This window comes from Shimazuella kribbensis DSM 45090 (assembly GCF_000428065.1).
GTDB lineage: Bacteria > Bacillota > Bacilli > Thermoactinomycetales > Thermoactinomycetaceae > Shimazuella > Shimazuella kribbensis.
This window is the reverse complement of record NZ_ATZF01000001.1, coordinates 263,126-288,958: the sequence shown is the minus strand read 5'-3', so window position 1 is coordinate 288,958 and position 25,833 is coordinate 263,126. Positions and strand designations below refer to the sequence as shown.

Annotated in this window: 29 protein-coding genes and 1 other annotated feature; of the genes, 6 read left to right on the top strand and 23 right to left on the bottom strand. The window is 39.5% G+C overall.

Annotation, left to right across the window (positions count from 1 at the left end):
• Nucleotides 1-79: 79 nt before the first annotated feature.
• From queA to A3GQ_RS0101605, 14 genes are all read right to left on the bottom strand, one after another.
• Nucleotides 80-1,108, bottom strand: a complete 1,029-nt coding sequence (gene queA, locus A3GQ_RS0101670; protein WP_028775576.1) for a tRNA preQ1(34) S-adenosylmethionine ribosyltransferase-isomerase QueA — start codon at nt 1,106-1,108, stop codon at nt 80-82.
• Nucleotides 1,109-1,150: 42 nt separating this feature from the next.
• Nucleotides 1,151-2,155 (bottom strand): Holliday junction branch migration DNA helicase RuvB, encoded by a 1,005-nt coding sequence (gene ruvB / locus A3GQ_RS0101665; protein WP_028775575.1) that lies wholly within the window; start codon nt 2,153-2,155, stop codon nt 1,151-1,153.
• Nucleotides 2,156-2,746 (bottom strand): Holliday junction branch migration protein RuvA, encoded by a 591-nt coding sequence (gene ruvA, locus A3GQ_RS0101660; protein ID WP_028775574.1) that lies wholly within the window; start codon nt 2,744-2,746, stop codon nt 2,156-2,158. It lies immediately after the preceding gene.
• Between the two features lie 15 nt (nt 2,747-2,761).
• Complete coding sequence (gene ruvC / locus A3GQ_RS0101655; RefSeq protein WP_028775573.1) at nt 2,762-3,235, bottom strand: crossover junction endodeoxyribonuclease RuvC; 474 nt, start codon at nt 3,233-3,235, stop codon at nt 2,762-2,764.
• A gap of 23 nt (nt 3,236-3,258) precedes the next feature.
• Nucleotides 3,259-3,810, bottom strand: coding sequence for a hypothetical protein (locus A3GQ_RS0101650; RefSeq protein WP_028775572.1), 552 nt, complete (start codon nt 3,808-3,810; stop codon nt 3,259-3,261).
• 83 nt (nt 3,811-3,893) lie between these two features.
• On the bottom strand, nt 3,894-4,766 hold the full coding sequence (locus tag A3GQ_RS0101645) for a YitT family protein (protein WP_028775571.1): 873 nt from the start codon (nt 4,764-4,766) through the stop codon (nt 3,894-3,896).
• 76 nt (nt 4,767-4,842) lie between these two features.
• The gene (locus A3GQ_RS25480) at nt 4,843-5,826 is read right to left on the bottom strand and encodes a polysaccharide deacetylase family protein (RefSeq protein WP_051271090.1); all 984 of its coding nucleotides are present in this window, start codon (nt 5,824-5,826) and stop codon (nt 4,843-4,845) included.
• A gap of 66 nt (nt 5,827-5,892) precedes the next feature.
• On the bottom strand, nt 5,893-6,501 hold the full coding sequence (locus tag A3GQ_RS23030) for a class I SAM-dependent methyltransferase (protein WP_051271089.1): 609 nt from the start codon (nt 6,499-6,501) through the stop codon (nt 5,893-5,895).
• 150 nt (nt 6,502-6,651) lie between these two features.
• A complete protein-coding gene (locus tag A3GQ_RS0101630) occupies nt 6,652-7,404 on the bottom strand; it encodes a YebC/PmpR family DNA-binding transcriptional regulator (protein WP_028775570.1) in 753 nt (250 codons plus the stop codon).
• Between the two features lie 51 nt (nt 7,405-7,455).
• Nucleotides 7,456-8,310: an NAD+ synthase gene (locus A3GQ_RS0101625; protein ID WP_028775569.1), complete on the bottom strand. Its 855-nt coding sequence runs from the start codon at nt 8,308-8,310 to the stop codon at nt 7,456-7,458.
• Nucleotide 8,311: 1 nt separating this feature from the next.
• On the bottom strand, nt 8,312-9,169 hold the full coding sequence (locus A3GQ_RS0101620; protein ID WP_028775568.1) for a nitrilase-related carbon-nitrogen hydrolase: 858 nt from the start codon (nt 9,167-9,169) through the stop codon (nt 8,312-8,314).
• A 244-nt stretch (nt 9,170-9,413) separates the two neighbouring features.
• Nucleotides 9,414-10,859, bottom strand: a complete 1,446-nt coding sequence (locus tag A3GQ_RS0101615; protein WP_028775567.1) for an RNA-guided endonuclease InsQ/TnpB family protein — start codon at nt 10,857-10,859, stop codon at nt 9,414-9,416.
• A gap of 166 nt (nt 10,860-11,025) precedes the next feature.
• Nucleotides 11,026-11,988: a phosphotransferase gene (locus A3GQ_RS0101610; RefSeq protein ID WP_028775566.1), complete on the bottom strand. Its 963-nt coding sequence runs from the start codon at nt 11,986-11,988 to the stop codon at nt 11,026-11,028.
• Nucleotides 11,985-12,518, bottom strand: coding sequence for a LysM peptidoglycan-binding domain-containing protein (locus A3GQ_RS0101605; RefSeq protein WP_028775565.1), 534 nt, complete (start codon nt 12,516-12,518; stop codon nt 11,985-11,987). The genes A3GQ_RS0101610 and A3GQ_RS0101605 overlap by 4 nt, the downstream gene beginning before the upstream one ends.
• Nucleotides 12,519-12,725: 207 nt before the next feature.
• Between A3GQ_RS0101605 and A3GQ_RS0101600 the strand changes: the two genes are divergently transcribed.
• Genes A3GQ_RS0101600 through A3GQ_RS0101590 form a run of 3 tightly spaced genes read left to right on the top strand, consistent with a single transcriptional unit; the run spans nt 12,726 to nt 15,407 of the window.
• On the top strand, nt 12,726-13,499 hold the full coding sequence (locus tag A3GQ_RS0101600) for a GDSL-type esterase/lipase family protein (protein WP_028775564.1): 774 nt from the start codon (nt 12,726-12,728) through the stop codon (nt 13,497-13,499).
• Between the two features lie 14 nt (nt 13,500-13,513).
• Nucleotides 13,514-14,431, top strand: a complete 918-nt coding sequence (locus A3GQ_RS0101595; protein WP_156877498.1) for an ABC transporter ATP-binding protein — start codon at nt 13,514-13,516, stop codon at nt 14,429-14,431.
• Nucleotides 14,415-15,407 (top strand): ABC transporter permease, encoded by a 993-nt coding sequence (locus tag A3GQ_RS0101590; RefSeq protein WP_028775562.1) that lies wholly within the window; start codon nt 14,415-14,417, stop codon nt 15,405-15,407. Before A3GQ_RS0101595 ends, A3GQ_RS0101590 begins: the two co-directional genes overlap by 17 nt.
• Before the next feature lie 146 nt (nt 15,408-15,553).
• On the opposite strand, the gene ilvE is transcribed toward A3GQ_RS0101590, so the two are convergent.
• Both ilvE and pheA read right to left on the bottom strand, forming a co-directional pair.
• Complete coding sequence (gene ilvE / locus A3GQ_RS0101585) at nt 15,554-16,453, bottom strand: branched-chain-amino-acid transaminase (RefSeq protein WP_028775561.1); 900 nt, start codon at nt 16,451-16,453, stop codon at nt 15,554-15,556.
• 73 nt (nt 16,454-16,526) lie between these two features.
• Nucleotides 16,527-17,399: a prephenate dehydratase gene (gene pheA, locus A3GQ_RS0101580; protein ID WP_028775560.1), complete on the bottom strand. Its 873-nt coding sequence runs from the start codon at nt 17,397-17,399 to the stop codon at nt 16,527-16,529.
• Between the two features lie 120 nt (nt 17,400-17,519).
• On the opposite strand from pheA, the gene A3GQ_RS0101575 reads away from it, so the two are divergent.
• Nucleotides 17,520-17,996: a low molecular weight protein-tyrosine-phosphatase gene (locus A3GQ_RS0101575; protein ID WP_028775559.1), complete on the top strand. Its 477-nt coding sequence runs from the start codon at nt 17,520-17,522 to the stop codon at nt 17,994-17,996.
• Nucleotides 17,997-18,472: 476 nt separating this feature from the next.
• Here the strand turns inward: A3GQ_RS0101575 and obgE are convergent, their stop codons facing one another.
• From obgE to A3GQ_RS0101535, 7 genes are all read right to left on the bottom strand, one after another.
• Nucleotides 18,473-19,780 (bottom strand): GTPase ObgE, encoded by a 1,308-nt coding sequence (gene obgE, locus A3GQ_RS0101565; RefSeq protein WP_028775558.1) that lies wholly within the window; start codon nt 19,778-19,780, stop codon nt 18,473-18,475.
• Nucleotides 19,781-19,784: 4 nt separating this feature from the next.
• Nucleotides 19,785-20,489, bottom strand: coding sequence for a Spo0B domain-containing protein (locus A3GQ_RS0101560; protein ID WP_028775557.1), 705 nt, complete (start codon nt 20,487-20,489; stop codon nt 19,785-19,787).
• 83 nt (nt 20,490-20,572) lie between these two features.
• The gene (gene rpmA / locus A3GQ_RS0101555; protein ID WP_028775556.1) at nt 20,573-20,881 is read right to left on the bottom strand and encodes a 50S ribosomal protein L27; all 309 of its coding nucleotides are present in this window, start codon (nt 20,879-20,881) and stop codon (nt 20,573-20,575) included.
• Nucleotides 20,882-20,899: 18 nt separating this feature from the next.
• Nucleotides 20,900-21,232: a ribosomal-processing cysteine protease Prp gene (locus A3GQ_RS0101550; protein ID WP_028775555.1), complete on the bottom strand. Its 333-nt coding sequence runs from the start codon at nt 21,230-21,232 to the stop codon at nt 20,900-20,902.
• A 1-nt stretch (nt 21,233) separates the two neighbouring features.
• Entirely contained in the window at nt 21,234-21,545 is a 312-nt protein-coding gene (gene rplU / locus A3GQ_RS0101545; RefSeq protein ID WP_028775554.1) for a 50S ribosomal protein L21, read from the bottom strand.
• 12 nt (nt 21,546-21,557) lie between these two features.
• Nucleotides 21,558-21,634 (bottom strand) — a sequence feature (ribosomal protein L21 leader region).
• A 180-nt stretch (nt 21,635-21,814) separates the two neighbouring features.
• Nucleotides 21,815-22,225, bottom strand: a complete 411-nt coding sequence (locus tag A3GQ_RS0101540; protein ID WP_156877495.1) for a hypothetical protein — start codon at nt 22,223-22,225, stop codon at nt 21,815-21,817.
• A 135-nt stretch (nt 22,226-22,360) separates the two neighbouring features.
• On the bottom strand, nt 22,361-23,248 hold the full coding sequence (locus A3GQ_RS0101535; RefSeq protein WP_028775552.1) for a LysR family transcriptional regulator: 888 nt from the start codon (nt 23,246-23,248) through the stop codon (nt 22,361-22,363).
• A 124-nt stretch (nt 23,249-23,372) separates the two neighbouring features.
• On the opposite strand from A3GQ_RS0101535, the gene A3GQ_RS23025 reads away from it, so the two are divergent.
• Nucleotides 23,373-24,299: a DMT family transporter gene (locus tag A3GQ_RS23025; RefSeq protein WP_051271087.1), complete on the top strand. Its 927-nt coding sequence runs from the start codon at nt 23,373-23,375 to the stop codon at nt 24,297-24,299.
• Between the two features lie 293 nt (nt 24,300-24,592).
• Nucleotides 24,593-25,813 (top strand): beta-N-acetylhexosaminidase, encoded by a 1,221-nt coding sequence (gene nagZ / locus A3GQ_RS23020; RefSeq protein ID WP_245596711.1) that lies wholly within the window; start codon nt 24,593-24,595, stop codon nt 25,811-25,813.
• The last annotated feature ends 20 nt before the right edge of the window (nt 25,814-25,833 follow it).

The window sequence follows — 25,833 nt, the reverse complement described above, 5'->3', positions numbered from 1 at the left end:
TGTTCCTTTCTTCGATAACTCTAGGTGAAATTACACCATATCCATTATACACCAAAGCATCCTTCGCTCAACCTTCAATTTATTCAATTAGCATTGCATCTCCAAAACTAAAAAATCGATATTCCTTATCCACTGCTTCTTTGTAGGCTTTCATAATCGTATTTCGAGAACTAAAGGCACTGACTAGCATGAGTAAGGTAGATTTTGGAAGATGAAAATTTGTAATCAATGCATCTACGATTTTAAAGGTGTAACTTGGATAAATAAAAATATCTGTCCACCCACTAGTTTCACGAAATCCTTCCGATTGATTTGCGATTGTTTCTAATGTACGCACTGTTGTTGTACCAACTGCAATAATTCTTCTTCCGTCAGCTTTCGCGCATTTAATTTGTGTTGCAACCGCATCAGATAACTCATAATACTCACTATGCATGGTATGATTTTCAATTTGATCTACAGCTACTGGGCGAAATGTTCCAAGACCTACATGTAACGTAACATAACCTACTTCCACGCCTTGTTTTTGTAATTTGCTGAGTAATTCTTCGGTAAAGTGAAGGCCTGCTGTTGGAGCAGCAGCAGACCCAATTTCTTTGGAATAGACGGTCTGATAACGCTCTTCATCCTCCAAACGTTCTCGAATATAAGGAGGTAGCGGCATTTCACCTAGATTTTGAAATAAAGTTTCTACATCACCATCATAAATCAATCGAAAGATCCAACCCCCTGCTATATCAGACGGTGTCTCGGCAATAGCTTTTAATTCACCATTACCAAATTGTATTACCACCCCTTGCTTGATCCGTTTTGCAGGTTTGACGAGAGACTCCCACCGATCTTCGCCTAGTGGCTTTAACAATAACAACTCCATCCGAGCTCCGGTCTCTTCTTTGACTCCTAGTAATCTGGCATGCCTGACACGACTATTATTCAAGATTAACAGATCACCTGATTGGAGATAGGATGGTAGATCAGCAAATGTTGCATGTTCCAATGTACCTGTCCTTTTTCCAACCACCATCAATTTGGAAGAAGTGCGATCCGTTGTTGGTGTTTGTGCTATCAATTCATTTGGTAAATCATAATCAAAAAAAGATACATCCATAGCTATTCACTCCAAAAAGAAAAGGGGCATTTGCCCCTGTTTTTATGTAGCCTTAGGCCATTTGATACCTAAGTAATCTGCACATTGTTTGGTTACCATCCGTCCACGTGGGGTACGCTCCAAGAAACCAAGTTGCATCAAATACGGCTCTACTACATCTTCCACTGTATGGCTTTCTTCCCCGATTGTAGCAGCAATGGTTTCCAATCCAACAGGGCCACCACGAAAATGAGTGAGAATAGATTTCAAGAATCGGTGATCCAACTGATCTAAACCCATTTTATCCACATGCAATCGGTCTAATGCACGAACTGCTGCATCTTTGGTGATAAATCCATCACCTTCAACTTGCACAAAATCACGTACTCGTTTTAATAAACGATTTGCCACACGAGGCGTTCCTCGTGCACGTGTAGCAAGCTCAGAGGCACCTTCTTCATTCATCCCAACCTGCAATAAATCAGCAGTCCGAAGCAATATCAAACACAATTCTTCTTCTGTGTAGAATTCCAATCGACTCACTACACCAAATCGATCACGCAACGGAGCGGACAGAGAACCTGCTCTTGTTGTGGCACCTACTAAGGTAAATGGCGGCAAATCAAGCCTCACCGTCCGTGCACTAGGCCCTTTACCAATGATGATATCAAGTGCAAAGTCTTCCATTGCAGGGTATAAGACCTCTTCTACTGATCGATTTAAACGATGGATCTCATCAATAAATAAAACATCATTCTCTTCTAGATTGGTTAAAATCGCAGCTAAATCCCCAGGTCGTTCAATAGCAGGCCCTGAAGTTGTTCGAATGCTTGCACCCATTTCATTAGCAATGATATGGGATAATGTTGTTTTCCCCAATCCTGGAGGGCCGTATAATAACACATGATCCAATGATTCATTTCGTTGTTTGGCAGCCTCAATAAACACTTTTAAATTTTCTTTCGCATGAGTCTGACCTATGTACTCGCGTAAAAACCTTGGCCGAAGACTAAACTCTACCTGTTCCTCTTCCATGGCTAATTTAGCGGAGATAATCCGCTCCTCCAATTATCTCACCCCTTTTTGTCGAAGTGCTGCTCGTATCCACGCCTCAACCGATTGATTTTCTTTGTAACTGTACTCTGCCAATTGTAACGCTTCTTTCTCATCATACCCTAGTGCAGTCAATGCGTCGATGACCGTTTCTCTGTCATTGGACTCAAAAGGATTTGCTTTTAACTGTTGATCACCTGTGGCTGGTAACCAATTAGCCAATTTATCTTTGAGATCAAGTATGAGCCTAGCTGCCGTTTTCTTCCCTATACCAGGTAATTTCGTCAAAAATGCCGTATTCTCTGCTTGGATGGCAGAAACGATTTGTGTAGGTGTTCCTGCCGATAAAATGCCTAATGCTGCCTTTGGCCCTACCCCAGAAACAGCTAACAAAGAGCGAAACAAATTTCGCTCTTCAATAAGGGCAAAACCATACAGTAATGCTGCATCTTCTCTGACTACATGGTGTGTATAAATTGTTGTTGCTGTTCCTTCTTCAAATTGATAAGGGTTGACCACATACACTTGGTAACCAACACCTTGAACATCCACACCAATATAATCATTTTCAATGAGAAAAATCTCCCCTCGTAAACGTTCAATCATTTATCCTACGCTCCCTTATCTAGCGCCTGCATGTACTTCGCAAATAGCTATTGCCAATGCGTCCGCCACATCATCTGGTTTGGGGATGGCTGGCAAATGCAAGAGACGCTGTACCATTTTTTGTACTTGTGTTTTCTCAGCCTTACCAAAACCAGTTACTGCCATTTTAACTTGAAGAGGTGTGTATTCCGTAATGGGTATTCCACACTCTTCAGCAGCAAGCATAATCACTCCACGAGCTGCACTTACAGTAAAAGCATTGGTAACATTTCGATTAAAAAAAAGCTTTTCAATGGTCATCACATCCGGTTGATGGAGTTGAAAAAGATGCTTGGATGCATCATAGACCTCTTTTAAACGCTTTGGTGTGGGCATTCCAGCTGGTGTTTCAATACTTCCATAATCTATAGGTACAAGTTTATTACCCTTTCGAGTCAAAACGGAATAACCAACAATGGCTATTCCTGGATCAATTCCAATTATTTTCACAAATTTGCTCCTTTCGCTCTTCATCACACAATCTTGTCTATTGTTTCTTCCTTGCTATGGTGAAGCTGCGAAAGCAGATGAAGATTCACCCTCCATATCTCTTCTTCCTTAATAGATTCGGCAAACAAACTAAATTCTTCTGTCAATTCTTTTAAGCGAGCAATCGATAGATATGTGCCATCCCTCATTCTCACTGCTATTCCATTGTTCATCGGAACTAGTTCTACATGACCAATATGTTTAAACTTCTGCTTTTTCTGATTTACAAATTCTTTCACGAGCAGCTCTCGAAAAGGAATATCATCAAGCGCGATCATGGACAATAAACCGTGCAGATGTTTTAGATCAATATTTTTATCTGCTGTAAAAGTAATTACTTTGCAATTTGCTAACTCCATCAAAGATTTCATAATTTCATCTTGAGGTAATCCTGTCACTTCCACCAAAACATCCATATCGTCAAATTGAATACAACTATGTAATAGAACATATTGTTGTTGGTTTAGTCCCAATCTTCGGTGATATCGGAGCAGTAATTTGAGTAATTGTTGTAAAGAAGATGGTTGGGTAGTCATGGTTTGCCTACCTTTCTCTCTAAGGTGTTGGCTTCTTACCATTTTAGACCATATGTACCCAACCTGTCTATGAAGGAACGTTTCTAGTGAATATCATTCTTTGTAAATTGACCTCCATGTACGTCATGAATGTTTCCAATAGCAAGAAAGGCTTCCGGATCTTTTTCTTGCACAATGGATTTTAATTTTGCTTCCTCCAGACGTGTAACAACGCAAAAAATGACCCGTTTTTCGTCCCCAGTATACGCTCCTTCGCCATTTAAAAATGTAACACCTCTACCTAAACGATGTAAAATCGTCTCGCCAATTACTTTGTAATGATCACTAATGATCCAAACAGACTTTGTTTCGTTAAATCCTTCAATCGTGATATCAATGGTTTTGAAAGCAATAAAATATGCGATAAGAGAATACATGGCTCGATCCCAACTACCAAATACAAATCCAGCACTACCAAGAATAAATAAATTAAAAAACATGACAATTTGTCCAATCGAAAATGGTATTCGTTTTGTAATCCAAATCGCTAATATCTCTGTACCATCTAAAGACCCACCATAACGCAATACCAATCCAACACCTATCCCAAGGATAATACCTCCAAATATAGCAGCCAGCAAAGGATCATTCGTAAATGGTTTTTGATGGGCAAAAAGAACAGTTCCAATTGCCATTACACCTACACCAAGCAAAGTAGACAAAGCAAATGTTTTCCCTATTTGCTTATAACCAAAAATAAAAAAAGGGAGATTTAATATAAATAAGTACAAACCTAGGCTGATATCCGTGAGATAAGACAGCATGATAGAAATACCAACTACTCCACCATCAATAACCCGATTTGGAACCATTAACATTTCTAAGCTAAGTGCAACTAGTACTGCTCCCAATACGATAAAAATAACGCGTTTGATGAGTATTAACCATGATGCTTGTTTATGGGTTGTTGTATCCAAACCTAAAACTCCTTTCTTATGTTATATCTTGTCCATCACACAAACCAGTAATAAAAAAATAACTCCTCTGCAGGAGTTATTTTTTCGTTTTTGGTCCCTTTTTATTAATTGGAAGGACTTTTTGATTTGGATTATTCTTCATACTTTTAAATGATTGCGCTTTAGGTTTTACTTTGACAACAGGTTTATTAGGATCAAGTACTGGTGTTTTTGTGTATGCTGGTGTGTGCAGCAATTGATCAATGGTTGTGAACTCGTATCCTAGACCGCGAAGATGAGCAATAATTCTTGGCAAAGCTTCCACTGTTGCCTTGAGGCTCTCTCCTCCTGCGTTATGCTGCAGAATGATACTTCCTTTACTTGTTCCTTTTTTTACAGTTGCTACAATCTTATCTGCTGTCTGGTTATCCCAATCCAACGTATCGATGTTCCAATAAATGAGTTTATATCCTTTATTTCCAATTGCATGTTCTAGCTTTTTGTTTAAAGCACCATAAGGCGGACGTACCAAAAGTGGAGTTTTACCAATTACACTTGTAACCACATTGTTGGTATCTTCAATTTGCTTCATTACTTGAGCTTCTGACAAATGAGTCAAAATAGGGTGATTCCAAGAATGATTGGAAATCACATGCCCTTCATCATAAATACGTAGTAAGGAAGAAGGATACATTTTTGCCATCGAACCTAGCACAAAGAAGGTTGCTTTCACTCGTTCTCTCTTTAATATATCTAGGATTTGTACCGTATAATGTTGATCAGGTCCGTCGTCAAAAGTGAGAGCAACCTGTTTTTTATATCTGGATCCTCGATAGAACGATGTCTGATTCTGCATCTTTGTCGCTTCTAGTGCTTCTTTTTGTTTTAATTCGGTCGTATCAATTTTTGGAACTGGTAATGACTTTGCTTGCGTTAATTTCATCGATTGACTAAATTCACTTGCTGTATACTTTACTGGTTTGGAATTACTTTGATTTTTAACAGACTCTTCATCCGTACATCCAGTTAAAACCAACGCAATCGCCACAGTAAGACAAGAAAGCCGGCCAAAAAAAGACAATTCAATCACTCCTCAAACCATACGTGAGGACCTAACAGAGTTTATGCATCCTCGAACAGAAATATTTTACCATAAACGATTTTCTTCGACAGCATTTTTCTCGGATGATTCGTCTATTTTGTTACAAGTAAAAACAAAAGCTGGAGGAATATTAAAGGGGACAAATGTGACTGATACTTCAGGAAATAACTTTTCAAATGTTTGCTTCATTTGTTTGGAGTATTGAAAAGCTACAAGCATGCCGTTTGGCTTTAATACTTTGTGTATATCATGTGCTATTTGCGTTCTTATTTCCTGGGAAAAGTTAGAAAAAGGGAGGCTGGAAATTACAACATCTACTGCTGGTTCATCGAGTTTTTGTACGATGTCTGCCATTTCCATAGCATTTGGGTAGAAATGCAAATCGGGAAATATTTCCACTAGTTTATTCCGCATCGCATCATTTTGTTCAAATATAAGCCCTTTCGTCTGGGGCATAATATTTTCTGCGATTAATTTTGTAAAAACGCCAGTTCCAGCACCCAACTCAATGATCGAAGAAATATTAGAAAACGGCACAGATCGAAACATCTCTTTTGCAAGAAATGACGAACTAGGAATCACGCTTCCAATACGCTTGGGGGATTGAAGGAAAGAATAAAAAAATCGAATTTTATCATTGCTAATACGTGCCATCTAACCACCTCATAACTCCCCTTTAATATACCCTAAACCAATCGATTCAATTGGTTTTATTCTCATCATACGATGTTTTCTATTGATTTGTCGACAAAAATGGTTCACTTCTGTTACAGAAGTGAACCATATCAAATCCTGCATAGGGATTTAACTGTACTTTTCGATCTCTTGTTCATCTGCATCAAAATTAGTAAAAACGGCTTGCACATCATCATGGTCCTCGAGCGTATCAATGAGATCAAGTACCTTTTTAATTGTTTCCCCTTCAATGGAGACCCTATTTTCAGGTACCATCATAATATCAGCAGAAGCAACAGGAAACTGTTGTTCCACTAATGCTTGCTGCACTTCTTCTAAACGGTCTGGTTGAACATACAGCACATAAGATACATCCGTGATCTCCATATCTTCTGGATCAAGCTCCAATAAAAGAAGCTCCATTTCGTCTTCCTCTTTGGAAACAGCTTCTTTTTCGATCTCAACGACACCAAACCGGTTAAACATCCAAGAAACACAACCGGACTCTCCAAGATTTCCACCACGTTTGGTGAATGCAAATCTTACATCTGCTGCTGTACGATTCCGATTGTCGGTCAGTGCTTCTACTATTACCGCAATTCCATCTGGTCCATAACCTTCATAAGTGATGGATTCAAAATTGCTAGCTTCTCCTTCACCGGCAGCTTTCTTTATCGCACGATCAATATTTTCGTTTGGCATATTTTGCGCCTTTGCTTTTGCAATTGCTAAACGAAGTTGATTATTATTTGCAGGATCTTTATCTCCTCGGCGAGCAGCAACATATATCTCCCTACCCAGTTTTGCAAAAATTTTCCCTTTTATCGCATCTTGTCTGCCTTTTCGATGCTGAATATTTTTCCATTTGGAATGTCCGGCCAATTTATCCTTCTCCCCCATGCCATACTATGTTCATTCGTAATACAATTTTTTTTACAATCCCCAATCACGAAGATATCGAAAATCAATCCCTACCGTGCGGTTGCTAATTTTTAAAATTACTGGCATTCTTCGTTTGTATTGATTGCGTGCAATGCGTTTGGTGACTTGATCTATAAAGGAAGCTGAAAATCCAACTTCCAGTAATTGATTTTTTGTCAAACGACGATCAAGTAAATGATACAACAATTGATCAACTTCAAAATAAGAGAAACCAAGTTCCTTTTCATCGGTCTGGTCTTCCCACAAATCTGCACTAGGAGCTTTTTCTAAAATAGAACGAGGTACACCAATATATTTGGATAATTGTCTAACTTGTGTTTTGTATAAATCACCTAGTGGATTTACTGCTGATGCTGCATCACCAAATTGTGTTCCATAACCAAGCAGCAATTCAGTACGATTACTCGTTCCCAATACCAATGCTTGATAATGAGCAGATAAATCATACAAAATGGTCATTCGTTCACGTGCCATTTTGTTCCCTTTACGAAGAGGAGTTGCCTCTGGCATTAACTCAAAATATGCATCAATTTGCGGACTGATATCTACTGTTAATGATTGCACACCTGTATCGCGTATTGCTTCTTCCGCATCAGTTAAACTAGAAGAACTACTTGTCCGGTAAGGCATGCATACTGCAATAACATTATCCTTACCAAAAGCTTGTACAGCCAAATAAAGGGATAGAGCTGAATCTATTCCACCCGATAGTCCTAGTACAACTTTATGAAAACCTGCTTTTTCTACTTCTTCTTTTAAGGCTACTGTGAGGATTTTTACAGCAAGAGGAGCATCTAGTGCTAAAAAAGACGCTGCTTTCCATTGTTCTTCTAATTGTGTCGACACTCTATATCCACCTCTTCTGTTCCAATCGACTTTGACGGATACGCTTCAATTCTCTTATTGTAAGATCTAGATTTTCGTCGCGTAGTAATGGTGTCTCTAAACGAGAACGACGAACTTCATCTAAATCAATATTCACCGAGAGTAATTGTTCTTCTAACATATTCGCTCTAGCTACTTCATCTCCGTATGGATTCATGATGGAAGAACCACCAAAAAAGCTAATACCATCTTCGGTACCAACTCGATTGCAGAACAAAAAGAACGAACTATTTAGTGCAGCTTGATTTTCAAGGTTGGCATACCAAAACGATTGGGAACCAACCTCCGTTTGATCTAATGATCGAACAGGTGAGTTTCCTGGAACTAGTATCATTTTCGCTCCATCTTGTGCAAGTAAAAATGGAGCGGATGAATGCCACATGTCCTCACAGATCAATATTCCCATTTGACCAAATTGGGTAGGAAAGCTTCGGATTACTTCTCCTCGGCCAAAATATCTACCCTCATCAAACATGCCATAGGTCGGTAAATAAACTTTGCGATGAGTATGTACAATCTTTCCTTTGCTGGCATATAACGTGGAATTATATAGAACATGGTCTTCACTCAACTCCACAAAACCGAAAACAAGATCTAGTTTTTCAGATTGTGCTACAAGCTGACTTATCTCTTCACTATAAATAGAACGACCTACTTCATAAGTCAAGTCAAGCAAACAATAACCTGTTAGACTTAGTTCTGGAAACAAAAGTAACTCCACTTGGTCTTGTTTGGCCTTTTCGATCCACTCCAAGTGAAGATGATAATTTCGCTGTAAGTCCCCGAGAACAGGACGAAACTGTGCTAATCCGACTCTCATTTTTTGTTATATGCCTCCTTGATCGCTTGTCTTGACCATCATAACACAACAATCCATTGACTAAACAAAGATAATGAATACTCCCTCCACTTTACACTCCCATGAGTGTTAGAAGTGGGGGTTTCTAACGTTTCAAACCAAAAATCGGATCGCTTCACGTTAGTGGAATTGACACATCGGCGGGCTACACACGCCCAACCCCTCTATACCGTCTGTCATGAAAGTCATGCATTTGGTACTTCTTTTACACCACTTTCGGTTGTGGATTCCAAACGTTTACCGTTTGGATATCGAATGTTTGATCTTCGTTTCGGTACAAGTATGCTTTCTTCAAGATGTTGGCAGCACCGTTTACGTCCGCATTCAACCGCTTACCTTGTTTTGTTTGGTATAGTCCCCTTTTGATTCGTTTTCCAGAAAATAGCTGTTTGGTATCGCTTTCGCCGTAGGTGGGAATCTCATCATGGTCTAAGAAACTAGCTTTGGATGTATACGATTCTTCCATCGTTCTCACTTGTATCCCTTTTTCCATCGCCTTGTATTCAATCATCCTAATCAACCGTTGGTGTGGAATATGGACAAAGGATTGGTTATTTCGTTTTCCTAGATGGGATGCTTGTTTCCAATCCTTGTTTCTCCCAATGATGATGGCATCCACTTTTTCCAATACTGCTAGGTTCACGATATGAGAGCTCGCTTTATGAAAGATATCCTTGAGTTTCTGGTGTCTTTTTTGATGGATTCGTTCCAATCTTTTGGAGGTATAGGGACCTTCGTTTGGTTGTTTTCCTTGTCTTAGTCTGCTTAGGTAATATGCTTTTCTTTTGTTGTAGTATTGATTAATGGATTTGACATGCTTGCCCTTGACTAATAGGGGTGCGGAGCCCGTATTGGTCACCGTGGTTGCAAGGTTGTCTATGCCCAAATCAATGGACATCAGGCAGTTTGTTTCTGTTCTTTCTTGGAACTCCAACGAAACTTCTACTACTATTTCCACTATGTATTGTCCATATTTAGGAAGGATACGAACTTGTTTGAGTCTTCCTTCTGTTACACCTAATTTTCCAATGTTCAACTGCTTTTTTGTTTTCGGGAATTTTAAAAATTTATTCGCTTTGACCGCACAATCTTGATTGGTAAATAGCACCTCTTTTTGATTGGAACGACTATATTTCGGGATTTTTGGTCTCCCTCGGAAGACAGATGGGTCTTTTTTGTATGTTTGTAAACTACAAAAATAGGATTTCCAGTTTTGGAAGACGGTTTTCATCACCCATTGACTCGTTTGCGTCGGAAGAGAACGGTAGTCGTTTTGCGCCATCACTTTAAACAAACTATCTAAAAAAGGATAGCTAATATACGGATGAACCTCGGAAGGTAGTTCAAACAGGTTGCACTTTCCTTCTTTTCTTTGTTCCATTGGCTTCTTTTTTTCCCGTTCCACCCTTTTCCGATAAGCAGCGAGTTGAACCTCGTTCATTTGGTCTAATTTGTACTCCATGGTCGCCAATACTTCCCTTTGTAATGGTTGGAGCTCTTTCTTCTGGCTGAGTGCGGAATACACTTGCCGGATGTAAAAATTAGTGGTGTTGTACATCTTTTTCGAGTTTTGAGCCATTTCCTGAAAGTACTCATACATTCGGTGTCCTTTTTTGATCCGAATTTGATACGTTTTATAGTGTGTTTCCATCGTTTTTCACCTCCTCCTCTCGTTCTATCTTCGACACGAATTTACATTCCCCTTTTTTGTCGCACAAGACACTGGTCAGTACTTTTCGGCTTTCACCGAACTGAAATTCACCACCCACTTAGCTATACTTGAAATAGGAGTACTCTTTCAGAAAAGACTGATAGAATCAATCTTCACTTAGCCAAATTTGGATTTTATTTACTCGATCGATCCATAATGGATAGTCATATACCATCTTTTCTAAATATGGAAGAATGAGATCTTCTTTGTATCCTGATTTCTTTTCTAGTATACCAATTGTCTCCCTCAAAAACTCATTTGGGAATCCACATAATACAGACAATGCTTGACGCTCCCATTGTGTCAATGGATTAACGGATTCATAGGTTTGTATCAATGTTTGAAATAAATCAACATCCCATTGGTGTTCATTTAACATACGAGAACAAACTTGCCACACATCACCTATTTGCAAATCATATGCTGCAGTTTCAAAATCAATCAGCCACAATTCCTTCTGTCCATCCATTATCCAATTATGACTTGCTAAATCTCGATGACTTAACATATGATTTTTTCTAGCTGATTGAGCAAAATAAGGTAAACCTATTTTGTATAAACGTTGATAAGCATCATAAGCATGCTGATAAAAAACAGGGCCATACCGAGATAAGAGATAAAATGTCTTATCGTGACGATAACGATGCAATTTGGAAAGATGATGATAAAATTGATTCAAGCGTTCGTATAGACGATCAGACAAGAGATACGCCGCCTGAAAGGTTGGCGGCGTGTCTAGTTTTTGACCAGCTATGTGAAAGGTAGCAAGTGTTCTCATTAATGGGATACAAACTTTCTTATCTTTGTACGAAACCATCTCGCCATCGATGAAATAGGATAAGAGCCAGTTATCAATCCGTTTCGATTCTGGAAAAGCGTGAAAGTTTCTTTCTCTTAACTTCTGTTCGATATCTTCCCACCAGACATTGTGTTCCACATCTCTTATTGGCTTGGCTAACCATTTGCCTGTTTTCCCCATTACAAGCCAGTAGTTTTTATAGGATTTCACATCATAAATGGGTGTATGTAATTCATGGGATAGCCGGTTAATATCAGGTTGTTCCCTCATCTATATACGGTGGAAGAACTTTCTTTTTTCACCTTTTTATAATGCGAATAAGTGGCAGGCGGATAGACAGGTGGTTGATACATGGGATAAGGTAAAATAGGGAACGGATCATAGCCAGATATGGAAAAGTACGGTTGGAACCCTGGTTGGGTTGGAAAAACCGGTGCAAAAGGAGCAGCTATAGAAGTTAAATCATCGTCATCTTCAAATTCATCTTCAAATTCATCTTCTATATCCTCTAAGTCTGCTTCCTCCCATTCTTCTTCCAACTCCCAGCTTAATTCTGTTTCATCTAAGGGAACAGGTTCTAGAAAGATTGGCGTTAATTCTTCAACTAAGGCCTCTTCCTTCTGTTCTTTTGGCACAAACAGAGGAACTTTGCCTGTAGGAATTCGTATTTTGGTTCCAGCTTCCAATAAAACTTCCTCGTTTAAATTCGGGTTTGCTTCTAATAATCGTTCAAATGGTACATTATACTTTTGTACAAGCTGCTCAAAAACTTCACCTGGTCGAACAATATGGATTTTCATACCCCATCCTCCTATAGAAAAAAGCATATATCTTCATCCTATGCAACAAGTAGGTTATATTTGCTTTGGATTTTGAAATAGGACTCAGGTAGGATATCCTACAGAAAAAAGAAACGATACAATATTCTGTGGAACAGAAGAAAGGTTTTCTGTTTCTTTATGAAACAAACTACAATCTTTAGCTACCCAGAAAAGGAGATACATTGGATGCGAAAAAAGACGATGTTATTTGTCTATATCGTGGCAGTTTTGACTACGGTATTCCTCATTACTGGCTTCGCGTTAGGAGTGAAAGAAATTCTCCTTCCTCAAATTCAAACGATGAAACCAAGCCCTCCATCCGAAGAAGTTATGGTTAGTAAAAATGGACTACTTCTTGGACTCGGTGACTCTTTAACAAGAGGAATTGGTGATTCTAGTGGGAAAGGGTATATTGGTAGACTCAAACAAAAAATGGAGAATGCAGATCAATCCCAGTTGAGTATGATGAATCTAGCCGTAAGTGGCCAAACTTCATCAGAATTAGTCAAACAATTAAATGATGCTCGTACACAGGATTTCATAAAGAAGGCCAAATGGATTACGATTACCATTGGTAGCAACGATCTTTTTCGTGGTAGCGGTCAATTGGAAAATATCGATCTAGCTGGAGCACAAAAAAGTTTGGAGCTATACAAAAAAAACGTTACGCAAATTTTAACACTCACACGAACCTTAAATCCCAAAGCATCTATTGTTATGCTTGGTATTTATAATCCATTTGCTGGACTGGAAAACGAAAAATCAACCTCGCAATTAGTAGCCGATTGGAACAGTGCATTGCTTAAGATTACTTCTGATTATTCAAATGTGCTCGTAGTTCCTACTTTTGATTTGTTTCAAATACATACTAAAAAGTTTTTATCTAGCGATAACTTCCATCCAAACGACAGTGGATATCTACGATTGGCTGACCGTGTCTTTCCGGTTATTCATGAATAAGGAGGAATTCTATTTTGGAACCTGTACTAGCAGTTGAACACCTCAGCAAAAAAATAGGGGCAAGAACCATCGTCAATGATGTCTCTTTCCACGTAAATCCTGGTGAAATATTTGGGTTTCTCGGACCAAATGGTGCCGGTAAAACAACCACTATTCGGATGCTAGTAGGCCTTATTAAACCTACATCTGGTTCTGTATCTATTGGAGGATACAACTTACAAACTCATTTTTTAGAAGCAATTAAACAAGTAGGTTGTATTGTAGAAAATCCTGAGCTGTACCCTTATCTTACTGGGAGGGAGAATCTAGAGCATTTTGCTCGTATGATGCAGGATGTGGATGCGAATCGGATTGATGAAGTGGTTCAACTAGTTGAATTGGACAAGCGCATTGATGAGACAGTTAAAACTTATTCCCTTGGTATGAGACAGCGATTAGGTATCGCCCAAGCACTTCTAGGTAATCCTCAACTGCTCATTTTGGATGAACCTACCAATGGACTTGATCCAGCTGGAATACGCGAGTTACGTGCTTTTATTCGAAAGTTAGCTCAAGAACAATCAATCAGTATCTTTATATCTAGTCATATTTTATATGAGATACAATTACTTTGTGATCGAGTCGCTATTATAAGCCAAGGAAAAGTATTAAAAACAGCACCTGTAGCACAACTGGTGGGTGAGGAGAGTAAAGTTGAATGGTCGCTCCAACCCTTATCTGCCGCAATCCATCAATTAACTGATTTGCCATATATCAGAAATGTGGAGCAATTGGGCAAAGAACGGGTAATGGTCCATATGCCAGTGGAAAAAATCGCAGAAACCAATCAACTCTTATTATCATCAGACATTCAAGTAAATGCCATTCGACCGATGAACCAAACATTAGAGGATATATTTTTAGAAATGACGGGCGGTGAAGGTATTGGCTAAGCTTGTCTATAATGAACTGTTAAAAATGTTTCGTAAAAAACGTTTTTTGGTAGTAGTTCTGATTTTAGCAGTTTTGATTCCTATCTTTACCTATGCCCAATATATAACAGTTCAAAATACGGTTAAACAAATCGGCACATCCGACTGGAAAGCCATTTTACAGCAACAAATTGTCGATCGAGAAAACCAATTAACTTCAAGTCGGGTGCCAGATGAATGGAAAAAATGGACACGTCTAACCATTGCACAAGAAAAATATTACTTAAAGAATAATATCAATCCAACTGCACCTGGTGCCCCAACATTTGTAAGAAAATTTGTAGAAGAAGCAGTTGCGTTATTTCTACCCCTTATTGTTGTTATTTTAGCAGCCGACCTTGTCTCTTCTGAATATGCCAATGGAACGATAAAAGTTCTTCTGACAAGACCTGTTCCGAGATGGAAAGTATTACTCAGTAAGTACTTGGCCCTGATATTAAGTATCTCGCTTATGATGCTGATAACCGGCCTGCTTAGTTACCTCCTTTCTGGGATCATCTTTGGCTATAAAGGTTGGGATTTACCTGTCTTGACTGGGTTTATTCAACAGGGAAACCAATTGATCACAAGTCAAGTTCATCTGGTACCTCAGTGGAAATATATCATTCTTTCCTTTGGACTAGCTTGGTTTTCCGCCCTTGCAGTTGGAACGATCTCCTTCATGGTGTCGGTATTGGTAAGAAATACAGCGACAAGCATGGGTGTCATGTTAGCAGCTGTTATCTCCGGGAGCTTGCTCTCCCAACTTGCACCAACTTGGCAAAGTTTGAGATACTTTGTCTTCATTAATTTACGTTTGACAGATTATTTAGCTGGAAAACCGGTACTCATTTCCGGTATGAGTCTCCCATTTTCTTTAGCCATGCTCTCCATTTGGTCTATCATCGCGATCATTATAGCTTTTGTAGTATTCTCCAAACGAGATGTATTGAACTAAATGGCAAGCCTTTATGCATAGACAAAGGCTAGTTTCACTTTCAGACTATGGCACAAGTCTCGCTTTTCAGTGAGATAAGCTTTGTATATTTTTTATTTGCTAAAAAAACCCTCACGCTATAAAAGCGCGAGGGTTTTCAACATGAACTATACTTTTACTTCGGCAGGAAATGCGGAGATTCCATCAACCGTTACTAATTTTCTGAATTGAGTGACTAAATCTTTAGAAATTGGTCCAGGTACTCCTTCTCCAATTGGACGACCATCGACTTGAACAACGGATATGATTTCCGCCCCAGTTCCTGTCAAGAAAACCTCATCAGCGTTAAATATATCATGACGGGTAAATGGCTCTTCTTTGACTGGCAATCCAAGTTCTTCGGCGATATCAAAAATGGCTTGTCTTGTAATACCTTTGAGGGCACCTAAATAACAGGGTGGGGTATAAAGAATGTCATCTTTTACAATAAAGATATTGTCACTGGAGCCTTCTGTCACATATCCATCACTAGATAAAATAATTGCTTCTCCTGCACCTGCTTGTTTTGCTTCCGCTTTAGCTAAGATATTGTTTAAATAGTTCAGCGATTTCACGCGCGGATTTAGAGCATCTGGAATGTTTCTCCGAGTTGGAACGGTAACAGCTGTGAGTCCTCTATCATAAAGTTCTTGTGAATAGATTCGGATTTTATCAACAATCACAATAATATTTGCAATCTCACACTCTGCAGGATCCAGTCCAAGAGGACCATCGCCTCTCGAAACAATCAAACGAATATAGGCATCAAGCAATTGATTTTTGCGAACCGTCTCTACAACATAAGCTTCCAGTTCTTCTAATGTATACGGAATATCAAGGAGGATAGATTTTGCTGATTCATATAGTCGTACCATGTGTTCATGTAGACGGAATACGTTTCCACTGTACACACGAATACCTTCAAAAACTCCATCACCATATAAAAAACCATGATCAAATACAGAGATCGTGGCTTCTGCTTTTCGTTTGTACTCCCCATTGAGGAAAACCCAACGTTCGCTTTCCATTATTTCAGTTCCTCCCATAATTTTAATTATTTTTTTTAGATTTCTGTAAGTATAATCTTGGCATTACTACTTGTCAATGAATAGCTTGTTCTAAAAAGGAGAAACATGGATAGGAACCAAGCACGCGAATCTGACAACCAATTGCTTCGATCTCTTCTATAGAGCCTTTTAACAAAACATGGTCGACTGGTAATTCTGCATCAATGAGAAAAAAATAATTTCCAAGACCTGTTTTTGTTGGTCTTGACTCAATGTGTGTCAGGTTGATTTTCCGCCAAGAAAATGATGCTAATACTTGATATAGAGCTCCTGGGTAATCACTTGGAAGTGTGATTTGCAAACTCGTTTTATATCTATTGGATTCTTTGCTCCAAGTTTCCACACTTTTGCTAATGACAATAAATCTTGTTACATTATTTGGATGGTCCTGTACGTTGGCTTCCAAAATATTTAATTGATTGAGCACAGCAGCTTGCTTCGCCCCAATTGAAAGCCAGGCTTCGTCAGGTGATTCGGCAATAATCGTCGCAGCTTGAGAAGTACTGTCCGTAAAAACCCACTCTGCATCAGGGTATGTATCCTTTAAATATACCCTGCACTGAGCAATCGCTTGTGGATGAGACAATATTTTTTTTATTTCCTGATTTGATGTATTAGCTTGATTGGGATGAGCTAAAATACATTGTGAAATCGGGAATACGAATTCCCCAACAATAGGCAAATCGACTTGATGCACAAGCCAATCTAATGTTGCTGTAACAGAACCTTCAATAGCATTTTCTACAGGTACTACTCCTAAATCTACGATACCTTTATCCACTGCGTTGATTACGTCAGGGATACTATTCAAAGGTGCATGATCATATATTCTCGGTCCAAACAAGGACTCAGCTGCTTCATGACTAAAAGAGCCTATCGGTCCTAGATAACCTATTTTTTTCAGCATTCGTTCTTTCTCCTGACTCATTTGATATACTCGATTGTACGCGGAACGACACAGACTGTCCAACTATTCGATACTATGTTACACTAAAATATGAAATTATTTTTTCTAAGGAGAAATAGCATGATATCCGTATTATTTGTATGTCTGGGTAACATCTGTCGCTCTCCAATGGCTGAAGCTGTTTTTCGTCATTATGTCAAAGAAGCGGGTTTACAAGACAAAATACACATTGATTCAGCAGGTACTGGAGACTGGCACGTTGGAAATATTCCACATGTTGGCACACGGACCAAACTGAACCAAGCTGGTATTTCATACGTCGGGATGGAAGCACGCCAAGTAGCACCATCTGATTTTACCCATTTTAACTTTATCATAGCAATGGACAACAGTAACTTTAAAAATTTGACACGTTTATGCGGGCGACCTTGCTCTGACCTATACCGATTCGTTGATTTTATCCCAAATACCACATACGAAGAAATACCAGATCCTTATTTTACAGGGGATTTTGAAGAAACGTATGATTTGATCTCTGCGGGTTGTCAACAATTACTCGAGAAGATCAAAACACAATATCGCCATCAATTAATATAAGATATGTAAAAAAACAAAAGCGGTTAGGATGCCGTTTTTGTTTTTTTATGTGGCAGGAAATCATCTTAATATATAACTGATTGTAAAATATCTACCTTATTCACTAATAAAGTTGTCCATCTATAGTTATTCTCCTTTATCACTATCTAAAATATTATAATCAAATAGATTATTTTTTGAAAAATCGGACTAGAATTCTGAGCATTTTTTTCGTATTATGAAGATAACTCTGATCAAGGGAGACATATGTCTGCTGAATGGAACGATCTGATGCTTGCCGTAGACGGACCGGACAGACAGATGCCGCCTGAGGTTTTCCTCGGAACCGAGGAAGAGAAACAGGCCTGGCACCTGGAAAACGGGCTGCTTCGCCGCAGGGAACAGAGAGCACAGAAAGCACAAGAATGATATTCGGCTCCATTGACCAGAAACGGCTGGACGACCCATCGCAAGATGGGACCCGTCCAGCCGCCTGCTTATTCTGTATCCAATCCATCTGATAACTCAAACTCCATCTCACCGATACGCACAGTGTCGCCTTCTTCTGCTCCAAGTCTGCGCAACTCATCTTCAACCCCCATTTGCTTGATCGTATTGGCAAAACGCATCAAGCTGTCATGGAAACGAAAATTGGTCATCTTGATCAGTTTCTCTATCCGAAAACCTTCGACCACATATATTTCATTTTCCCTGCGAATGGTAAAGGCTGGTCCTTCCTCTACTTCACTCTTATATACCACTATTTCTTCGGCAATTTGTTCAGATTGCGTATGTTGTACTTCCTCGGCTTCCATCCGATCCAACAGATTTGCCGCCGCAAACAATACATTTTTTATGCCTTCTTTACTTACCGCAGAAATCGGATAGATGGTTACATCTTCGCCGATTTGTTCTTGAAATAACTCCAACTGCTCTTCCGCTTCTGGTAAATCCATCTTATTTGCCACAATAATTTGCGGTCTGTTATCTAAGTTATGTTCATAGAGTCGAAGTTCTTCATTGATTTGAAGATAATCTTCATAAGGGTCGCGTCCCTCTGATCCTGCCATATCGATCACATGAACAATAACTTTGGTACGTTCAATATGACGTAAAAACTGATGCCCGAGGCCTACACCTTGGTGTGCTCCTTCAATTAAGCCCGGAAGATCTGCCATGACAAAACTACGACCATCATCGACTCGAACTACGCCCAGATTGGGAACGATCGTTGTAAAATGATACGCACCAATCTTTGGCTTAGCAGCAGATACGATGGATAATAGCGTTGATTTCCCTACACTGGGGTATCCGACAAGGCCAACATCTGCTAACAATTTCAACTCTAATTCTACCCAGCGTTCGGTGCCAGGCTCGCCGTTTTCTGCAATTTGCGGCGCTGGATTGACCGACGTAGCAAACCGTATATTCCCTCTTCCACCACGACCACCTTTGGCAATCACGGCAGATTGATGATGGAGGGTTAGATCGGCAATCAGTGCTCCCGTTTCCGCATCGCGAACAATCGTACCAGGTGGGACTTTGACAATCATGTCATCCGCACCAGCACCATGTTGATTTTTCTTTCGTCCATGCTCTCCACGATCTGCTTTGAAATGCTTCTTGTAACGGAAATCCACAAGGGTACGTAGTCCTTCTTCAACTTCAAAGATGACATTACCACCACGACCGCCATCGCCACCCCATGGGCCACCTTCTGCTACAAACTTTTCGCGGCGAAAGGCAACCATCCCATTACCGCCATCTCCGCCTTTTACAAATATCTTTACTTTATCGACAAACACAATCTCACCTACTTATTCCCGTCCGTAATGTTAATCGTTGTTGACCCGCTATTTCCAACTGTAACTGTTTATACTGATCTATTAAGTTTGTCCATTCTCCTTCTGGAACATGAAGCGTTAGGAGCTCATTTTCTGCACTATACACTTGAAAAGAAAAGAAATTGGTCTGATCATCACCAGATAGCTGCAACACTACCTTCTGCCAATCATACTTCTCTTCCCCCATTTTTGCTAATATCTGAATACAAATCGACAAATATTCTACGATTGGTTCATTTGTTTTTCCTGGAGGATCTATGTATGTAGGTAGTTTTTGTACATCCCACTCCCATTGAGGATATTGATAAGACAATATAAGGAGAAATACAGCTAGTTCTTCATCTTGGAGTTCGGCAATCTCTCTCTCTTTTGTTGCCTGAGTAGATAAACGCTGTAAATAATCGCTTATTTTATCTCCTCGTTTCATCATTTGGTATCCCATCAATACCTGCACATGATTCATTAGATCATGTCTTATATTTCCAAGCAATTTCTTTGTATCTGCCGCTTCTTGTTGTTTTTGTTCTTTCTGTCTTGCTCGTATATAGAAAAAAACACTAAGGACAAAGACAATTGCGATGGTTACAAACCACAAGTGATTCATTGTAGTTAATTCCCATATTATCAACACCAAAAGTGGGGGTAACAAATAAAAAGCAGAACGCGGCAATCAAAATCGCTCCTATTCGTATCCAAGATAAAAAAAGAGTGACACTGCTTATTTGGAGTGTCACTCTAACTTTACAAATGTGTTTACGCTTGTGTTGCTGCTACTTCTTCGGTGACAACTGGGTAGATGCAAACACGTTTGCGATCTTTCCCATAACGTTCAAAACGCACGATACCATCTGATTTTGCAAACAAGGTATCGTCTCCACCACGACCAACATTGGTTCCTGGATAGATCTTTGTTCCGCGTTGGCGAACCAAGATGTTACCAGCAAGTACAAATTGACCGTCTCCGCGTTTGACACCTAGACGTTTGGATCGGCTATCACGGCCGTTCTTTGTCGATCCTACCCCTTTTTTCGAAGCAAACAACTGTAGATTAAGTTGTAGCATAGGTTACACCTCTTTCCTTCAATTTGTTTTGTATTGCACATAATCTGGGTAAGCATCAGCAATACCCTTGAGCGATAAATCCATCGCTTCCATCAGGAGACCAAGCTGTGCACGAACTTCACCTGTAGGCAAATCTTTAGGTATACGGCAATCTACCTTACCTTCTCCGTCATCTGCTTGATGAACGGTGACACCAGTGATCTGCTCCATCGCATTTACCATGCCGATGGTAACAGCAGAAACAGCAGCACAAACAATATCCATTCCGTGCTCTGCAAAGTTGGCATGACCAGTAACCTTTATTTGCTCTACAAGTCCAGCTTGGTTTTGTTTTACTCGAATACGAATCATCTTACGCTTCGATAGATTCGATTACAACACGAGTAAACGGTTGACGATGACCTTGCTTTTTCTTGTAGTTCTTTTTAGGCTTATATTTAAAGACGGTGATCTTTTTGGACCGTCCATGTTTCACTACTTTACCAGTCACTTTTGCATTTGCCACCAAAGGACTACCTACTTGTACATTTCCTTCACCGGAAACAAGCAATACCTTTTCAAAGGTAACGGTATCTCCCTCAGCTGCATCCAACTTTTCAATAAAGAGCACACTATCTTTTTCTACGCGGTATTGTTTGCCGCCTGTCTCGATCAATGCGTACATCTTTTAACCTCCTCTATTATGAAGACTCGCCAAAAGTGAGGGAGGAACTAGTCCATTTCAAACCCTACTTTGTGCGGTAACAGACAACATGATACCACGGATCAGATGATAGAGTCAATGCAAACATCTATGATCTATATTTTTCATGCTGTAATTTTATTGGTTGTGCGGTCGCAGTACTGCATTGCGACCGCACAGAGCCATGGAGCTGAGTTGATCACTCCGCTGGAGGGAGCTCAAAATAGCGTGTCGAGCTCAACCTTACCAGCCTAGCCTTCCTGGATACGATAGCGCTTACGCTCGATCCGGCCAGTACTGCCGCAGGAAGTCACCTGGAAGTACTCGGTGATCTTCGACCCGTCGGGCTGAAGAGTGTACACGACCTCGTCGTAACTCCCCCTGCCCATGGATTCGGTCTCCGTGACGACGAACGAACCGTCCTCACGATTCTCTGCGAGCACGGTCAGGTCATACCCGAGCAGTCCCACCTGGTAACCGCCCAGAAACCCATCCGTGTACTGTGCCAGCTCCTCGTACATTCGGTGACTGTATGTCTGCACCGAGAGGCATCCACCGACAGGCGTGACAGTCGCTGACATCACGGGGATGGCTGCTACACCACCCGTCACGATAACGTCCACCTTGATGATGCGACCAGGAGAATACATCCCAACCTCCATGATTCGTGTTTCCCTCTCGTTGTGAGTGGGAGTTCTTATTATAGTGTATCAAAATATTCAATAATAAACTACATCTCCTTATCTCTCTTCCCTTTATAGAACGTGTCATCAGTAGACTGTTATTACTTTCCTGAATTATTCTCCTTGCTGATTTTCTTTCACTCTTACTTGTTCTACCTGAGTATGTTCTAGAAACTTTTTAAATGCTGATGTTTGAAACAAGTCTTTGCGATAAATATAGTAAATATGCGATTGACGATAATGTGGCGGGATGGGGTGAGTACGAATCAATCCCTGTTGCTCCATCTTTTTTACCGCGGATTTGGGCAACAACGACACGCCTAATCCAGCGGATGCTCCTCCAAGAATAGCTTCTAATGTCCCAAATTCCATAATATTAGTCGCATCAATCCCTTCCTCTGTCATCCATTGTTCCAAGCGATGACGCATAGAACAACCTGCCCACAAAAACAGCATTGGTTTTCTCATTAATTCGGATAATGGTTCTGATGTATTTTCTGACACGAAAACCAACTCTTCTTCAAATACCAGAACTTGGTTCAAATCGGGATGATCTACTTTCCCATTTACAAAAGCTCCATCTAATTGATAATCTAATACTTTTGCCAATAAATCTCTGGTATGACCAGTTGTGAAGGATATTTTTACATCTGGATATTGATTCAAATATTGTTTCAATAATTTTGGCATATGAACCGCAGCCGTCGACTCCAAAGAACCAATTGCTAAGGGGCCAGATGGAGTTTGTGTGTATTGAACAGATTTTAATGCTTCATCTAATAAGTGAATAATCTTCCCGGAATACTCAAATAGATTTCTTCCAGCCTGCGTTAGGATCATCCCTTTTTTGCTTCGATAAAACAGAGGCGTATCTACTTCTTTTTCCAACTGTCTAATTCGTGCTGTTACATTTGACTGTACATAACCCAAAACTTCAGCTGCTCTGGTAATACTTTGTTCTATCGCCACTGTGTGAAAAATACGTAGGTCTTTGCTATTCATGCGTGTCCTTCCCCCATACAAACATCACTAATTATGATTAAATATATCACAAATCATCATTTTACATGATGATTGCAGCCGATTAGAATTATATCATAACCAATACAGGAAATGAGGGAACATCATGAAACGATCTTTGTTTTTCACTTTAATTTTCATCAATATCGTAGTAGCAGGTTTGAATTTTCCAATCGGCAAGATGGGATTGGCTTTTTCGTCTCCCTTTTTACTTTTAAGCATTCGATTTTTAATGGCATTTCTCATCATGCTACCTTTTATTATCCAATTTCCACACCCAAAACAATTACTACCTTGGATAAAAATAGCAATTATCGGGTTATTTCAAAGCACTTTGGTTTTAGGCATGGTTTATTTCAGCATGCGTACCATCACTTCTGGTAATGCTTCGATCCTGTCTTCTACTAATCCCATTTGGTTAGTAATTATCCAATTTTTATTGTTGGGAATAAGGTATAGACGTCTACAATGGGCTGGAGTTGTTCTTGGATTTATCGGTGTCGTATTAACCCAAGGAATTCATTTACAATTCGAATCAGGTGCAATCAGTGCACTGCTAGCAGGGATTTTTTGGGCTATTGCCACCCTATTGATCAAACATTGGGGAAAAACATTAAATATATGGGTGTTGACCACTTATCAAATGGGATTTGGAGGAATTTTTCTCCTCATTGCTAGTATAGTTTTAGAACAACCCACACTTAACTTCCATGCAGTCCCTCTATCTCAATTGATATTTGTTTTATTTTATATGATTATCATGAGCTCAGTTGTTCAATTTGTCACTTGGTTTTACTTAATAGGTCATAATGATCCAGCAAGAGTTAGTTCCTTTTTATTTCTAGTACCACTAGTAGGTACTATTGGAGGATGGCTTCTTTTAGACGAGGTATTACACTGGTATATAGGATTAGGTGCGATTTTTATTGGATTAGGGATTTATCTAGTCAATCAACCTATAAAAAAACAAACAACCACTTTCGAGAGTCCGTCTTTTTCAAGTTCAAATCCGTCATCAACGTCCTCTTCCTAATAAAGACATTTCACTAAAAACTTATTTTAATATAAATCAGGTTTCTTCTTGCATAATTACGACTCTGTTCCACATGCACATTTGTGGATTAAAAAACAAATGAATGAGCAATTAATAATGGAGGAAAATATAAATACCCCTATCTTATTACTAGAGACTAGGGGATATCTTCATCTTCAAGAAGGATATATTATCCCTTTCACAGATAATACAATTTATATAACGGTATATTCTATATAATAAGCAGTAATTCTAGAAAGTGGTGATGCTGTATTCGAAACAAAATAATCTATGTGGCTGCATCTTTATTATTAATGGCAATAATCGCTAGTTGTTCAAATCAAACGAAAGCTCCACAAGAGCAAACAAGTCAAAACAACCAACAAAACGATAAACCTCAAGAACCCAATCATGTCATAACAGAGCAGGCACAAAAAAAGTTAGATTCGATGACTTTGGATGAAAAACTGGGATCCATGATTATCGCTGGTGTAGAAGGAACGACACCTACAGAAAAAACCAAATCGATGATTCAAAACCAACATGTTGGCGGAATCATCTTTTATAAAAATAACGTCGAAAGCCAAGAACAATTAGTATCCTATGTCAACGAACTCAAAACATGGAATCAGCAAAATCCATCTCCGCTATTCATTTCCATCGATGAAGAAGGTGGAAAAGTAAGTAGACTGCCGGGAATCGAGAAAATACCAACTGCAAAAAGCATTGGTAAAACGGGAGATTTAACATACGCAAATAACATTGGCACCTATTTGGGTATTGCCTCCAAATCGATGGGGATAAACATGGATTATGCTCCTGTACTGGATATCAACAGTAATCCCAATAACCCTGTTATTGGTAATCGCTCTTATGGCAATACCTATCAAAAAGTATCTGATGTAGGCAGAGCAGTCATGAAAGGGATACAATCTGCTGGAACCATCCCTGTCATCAAACATTTTCCTGGACATGGTGATACATCTGTCGATTCTCACTTGGATTTACCAGTTGTACATAAAAGCTTGGAACAACTTCAATCCTTTGAATGGAAGCCTTTTGAAGATGCGATTCGCGAAGGCGCAGACTCTGTTATGATCGCTCATATCCTCTTTCCAAAAATCGATAGCAAATATCCAGCATCGCTATCTCCTGCCATCATCACGGATCAACTGCGTAATACCATCGGCTTCCAAGGTGTGGTGATGACAGACGACTTGACAATGGGAGCGATTTCGAAAAATTATGGGATGGGTAGAGCTGCTGTGCAAGCAGTCCAAGCAGGAAGCGATATTCTACTTGTCGCCCATGGATATGATAATGTGAACAATATCTTATCTGCATTGAAAAAAAACATCACCAACGGGAAACTCACCAAAAAGCGTATCGACGAAAGTGTTCTAAGGATTTTGATGCTAAAAGAGAAATATAAGCTGTCGGACGAAGGGAAAGTTCAAACACCAGATTTAACCAAGTTAAATGAGGAGATACGTAAGGAAATTACGAAACACTAAAACGATGAAACCCATGCAAG

What these genes read in the sequence shown, in the direction of transcription:
- queA (WP_028775576.1), bottom strand. Translation starts at nt 1,108, where the DNA reads ATGGATGTATCTTTTTTTGATTATGATTTACCAAATGAATTGATAGCA.
- ruvA (WP_028775574.1), bottom strand. Translation starts at nt 2,746, where the DNA reads ATGATTGAACGTTTACGAGGGGAGATTTTTCTCATTGAAAATGATTAT.
- A3GQ_RS0101650 (WP_028775572.1), bottom strand. Translation starts at nt 3,810, where the DNA reads ATGACTACCCAACCATCTTCTTTACAACAATTACTCAAATTACTGCTC.
- A3GQ_RS23030 (WP_051271089.1), bottom strand. Translation starts at nt 6,501, where the DNA reads ATGGCACGTATTAGCAATGATAAAATTCGATTTTTTTATTCTTTCCTT.
- A3GQ_RS0101620 (WP_028775568.1), bottom strand. Translation starts at nt 9,169, where the DNA reads ATGAGAGTCGGATTAGCACAGTTTCGTCCTGTTCTCGGGGACTTACAG.
- A3GQ_RS0101615 (WP_028775567.1), bottom strand. Translation starts at nt 10,859, where the DNA reads ATGGAAACACACTATAAAACGTATCAAATTCGGATCAAAAAAGGACAC.
- A3GQ_RS0101610 (WP_028775566.1), bottom strand. Translation starts at nt 11,988, where the DNA reads ATGAGGGAACAACCTGATATTAACCGGCTATCCCATGAATTACATACA.
- A3GQ_RS0101605 (WP_028775565.1), bottom strand. Translation starts at nt 12,518, where the DNA reads ATGAAAATCCATATTGTTCGACCAGGTGAAGTTTTTGAGCAGCTTGTA.
- A3GQ_RS0101600 (WP_028775564.1), top strand. Translation starts at nt 12,726, where the DNA reads ATGCGAAAAAAGACGATGTTATTTGTCTATATCGTGGCAGTTTTGACT.
- ilvE (WP_028775561.1), bottom strand. Translation starts at nt 16,453, where the DNA reads ATGGAAAGCGAACGTTGGGTTTTCCTCAATGGGGAGTACAAACGAAAA.
- pheA (WP_028775560.1), bottom strand. Translation starts at nt 17,399, where the DNA reads ATGCTGAAAAAAATAGGTTATCTAGGACCGATAGGCTCTTTTAGTCAT.
- A3GQ_RS0101575 (WP_028775559.1), top strand. Translation starts at nt 17,520, where the DNA reads ATGATATCCGTATTATTTGTATGTCTGGGTAACATCTGTCGCTCTCCA.
- rpmA (WP_028775556.1), bottom strand. Translation starts at nt 20,881, where the DNA reads ATGCTACAACTTAATCTACAGTTGTTTGCTTCGAAAAAAGGGGTAGGA.
- A3GQ_RS0101550 (WP_028775555.1), bottom strand. Translation starts at nt 21,232, where the DNA reads ATGATTCGTATTCGAGTAAAACAAAACCAAGCTGGACTTGTAGAGCAA.
- rplU (WP_028775554.1), bottom strand. Translation starts at nt 21,545, where the DNA reads ATGTACGCATTGATCGAGACAGGCGGCAAACAATACCGCGTAGAAAAA.
- A3GQ_RS0101540 (WP_156877495.1), bottom strand. Translation starts at nt 22,225, where the DNA reads ATGGAGGTTGGGATGTATTCTCCTGGTCGCATCATCAAGGTGGACGTT.
- A3GQ_RS0101535 (WP_028775552.1), bottom strand. Translation starts at nt 23,248, where the DNA reads ATGAATAGCAAAGACCTACGTATTTTTCACACAGTGGCGATAGAACAA.
- A3GQ_RS23025 (WP_051271087.1), top strand. Translation starts at nt 23,373, where the DNA reads ATGAAACGATCTTTGTTTTTCACTTTAATTTTCATCAATATCGTAGTA.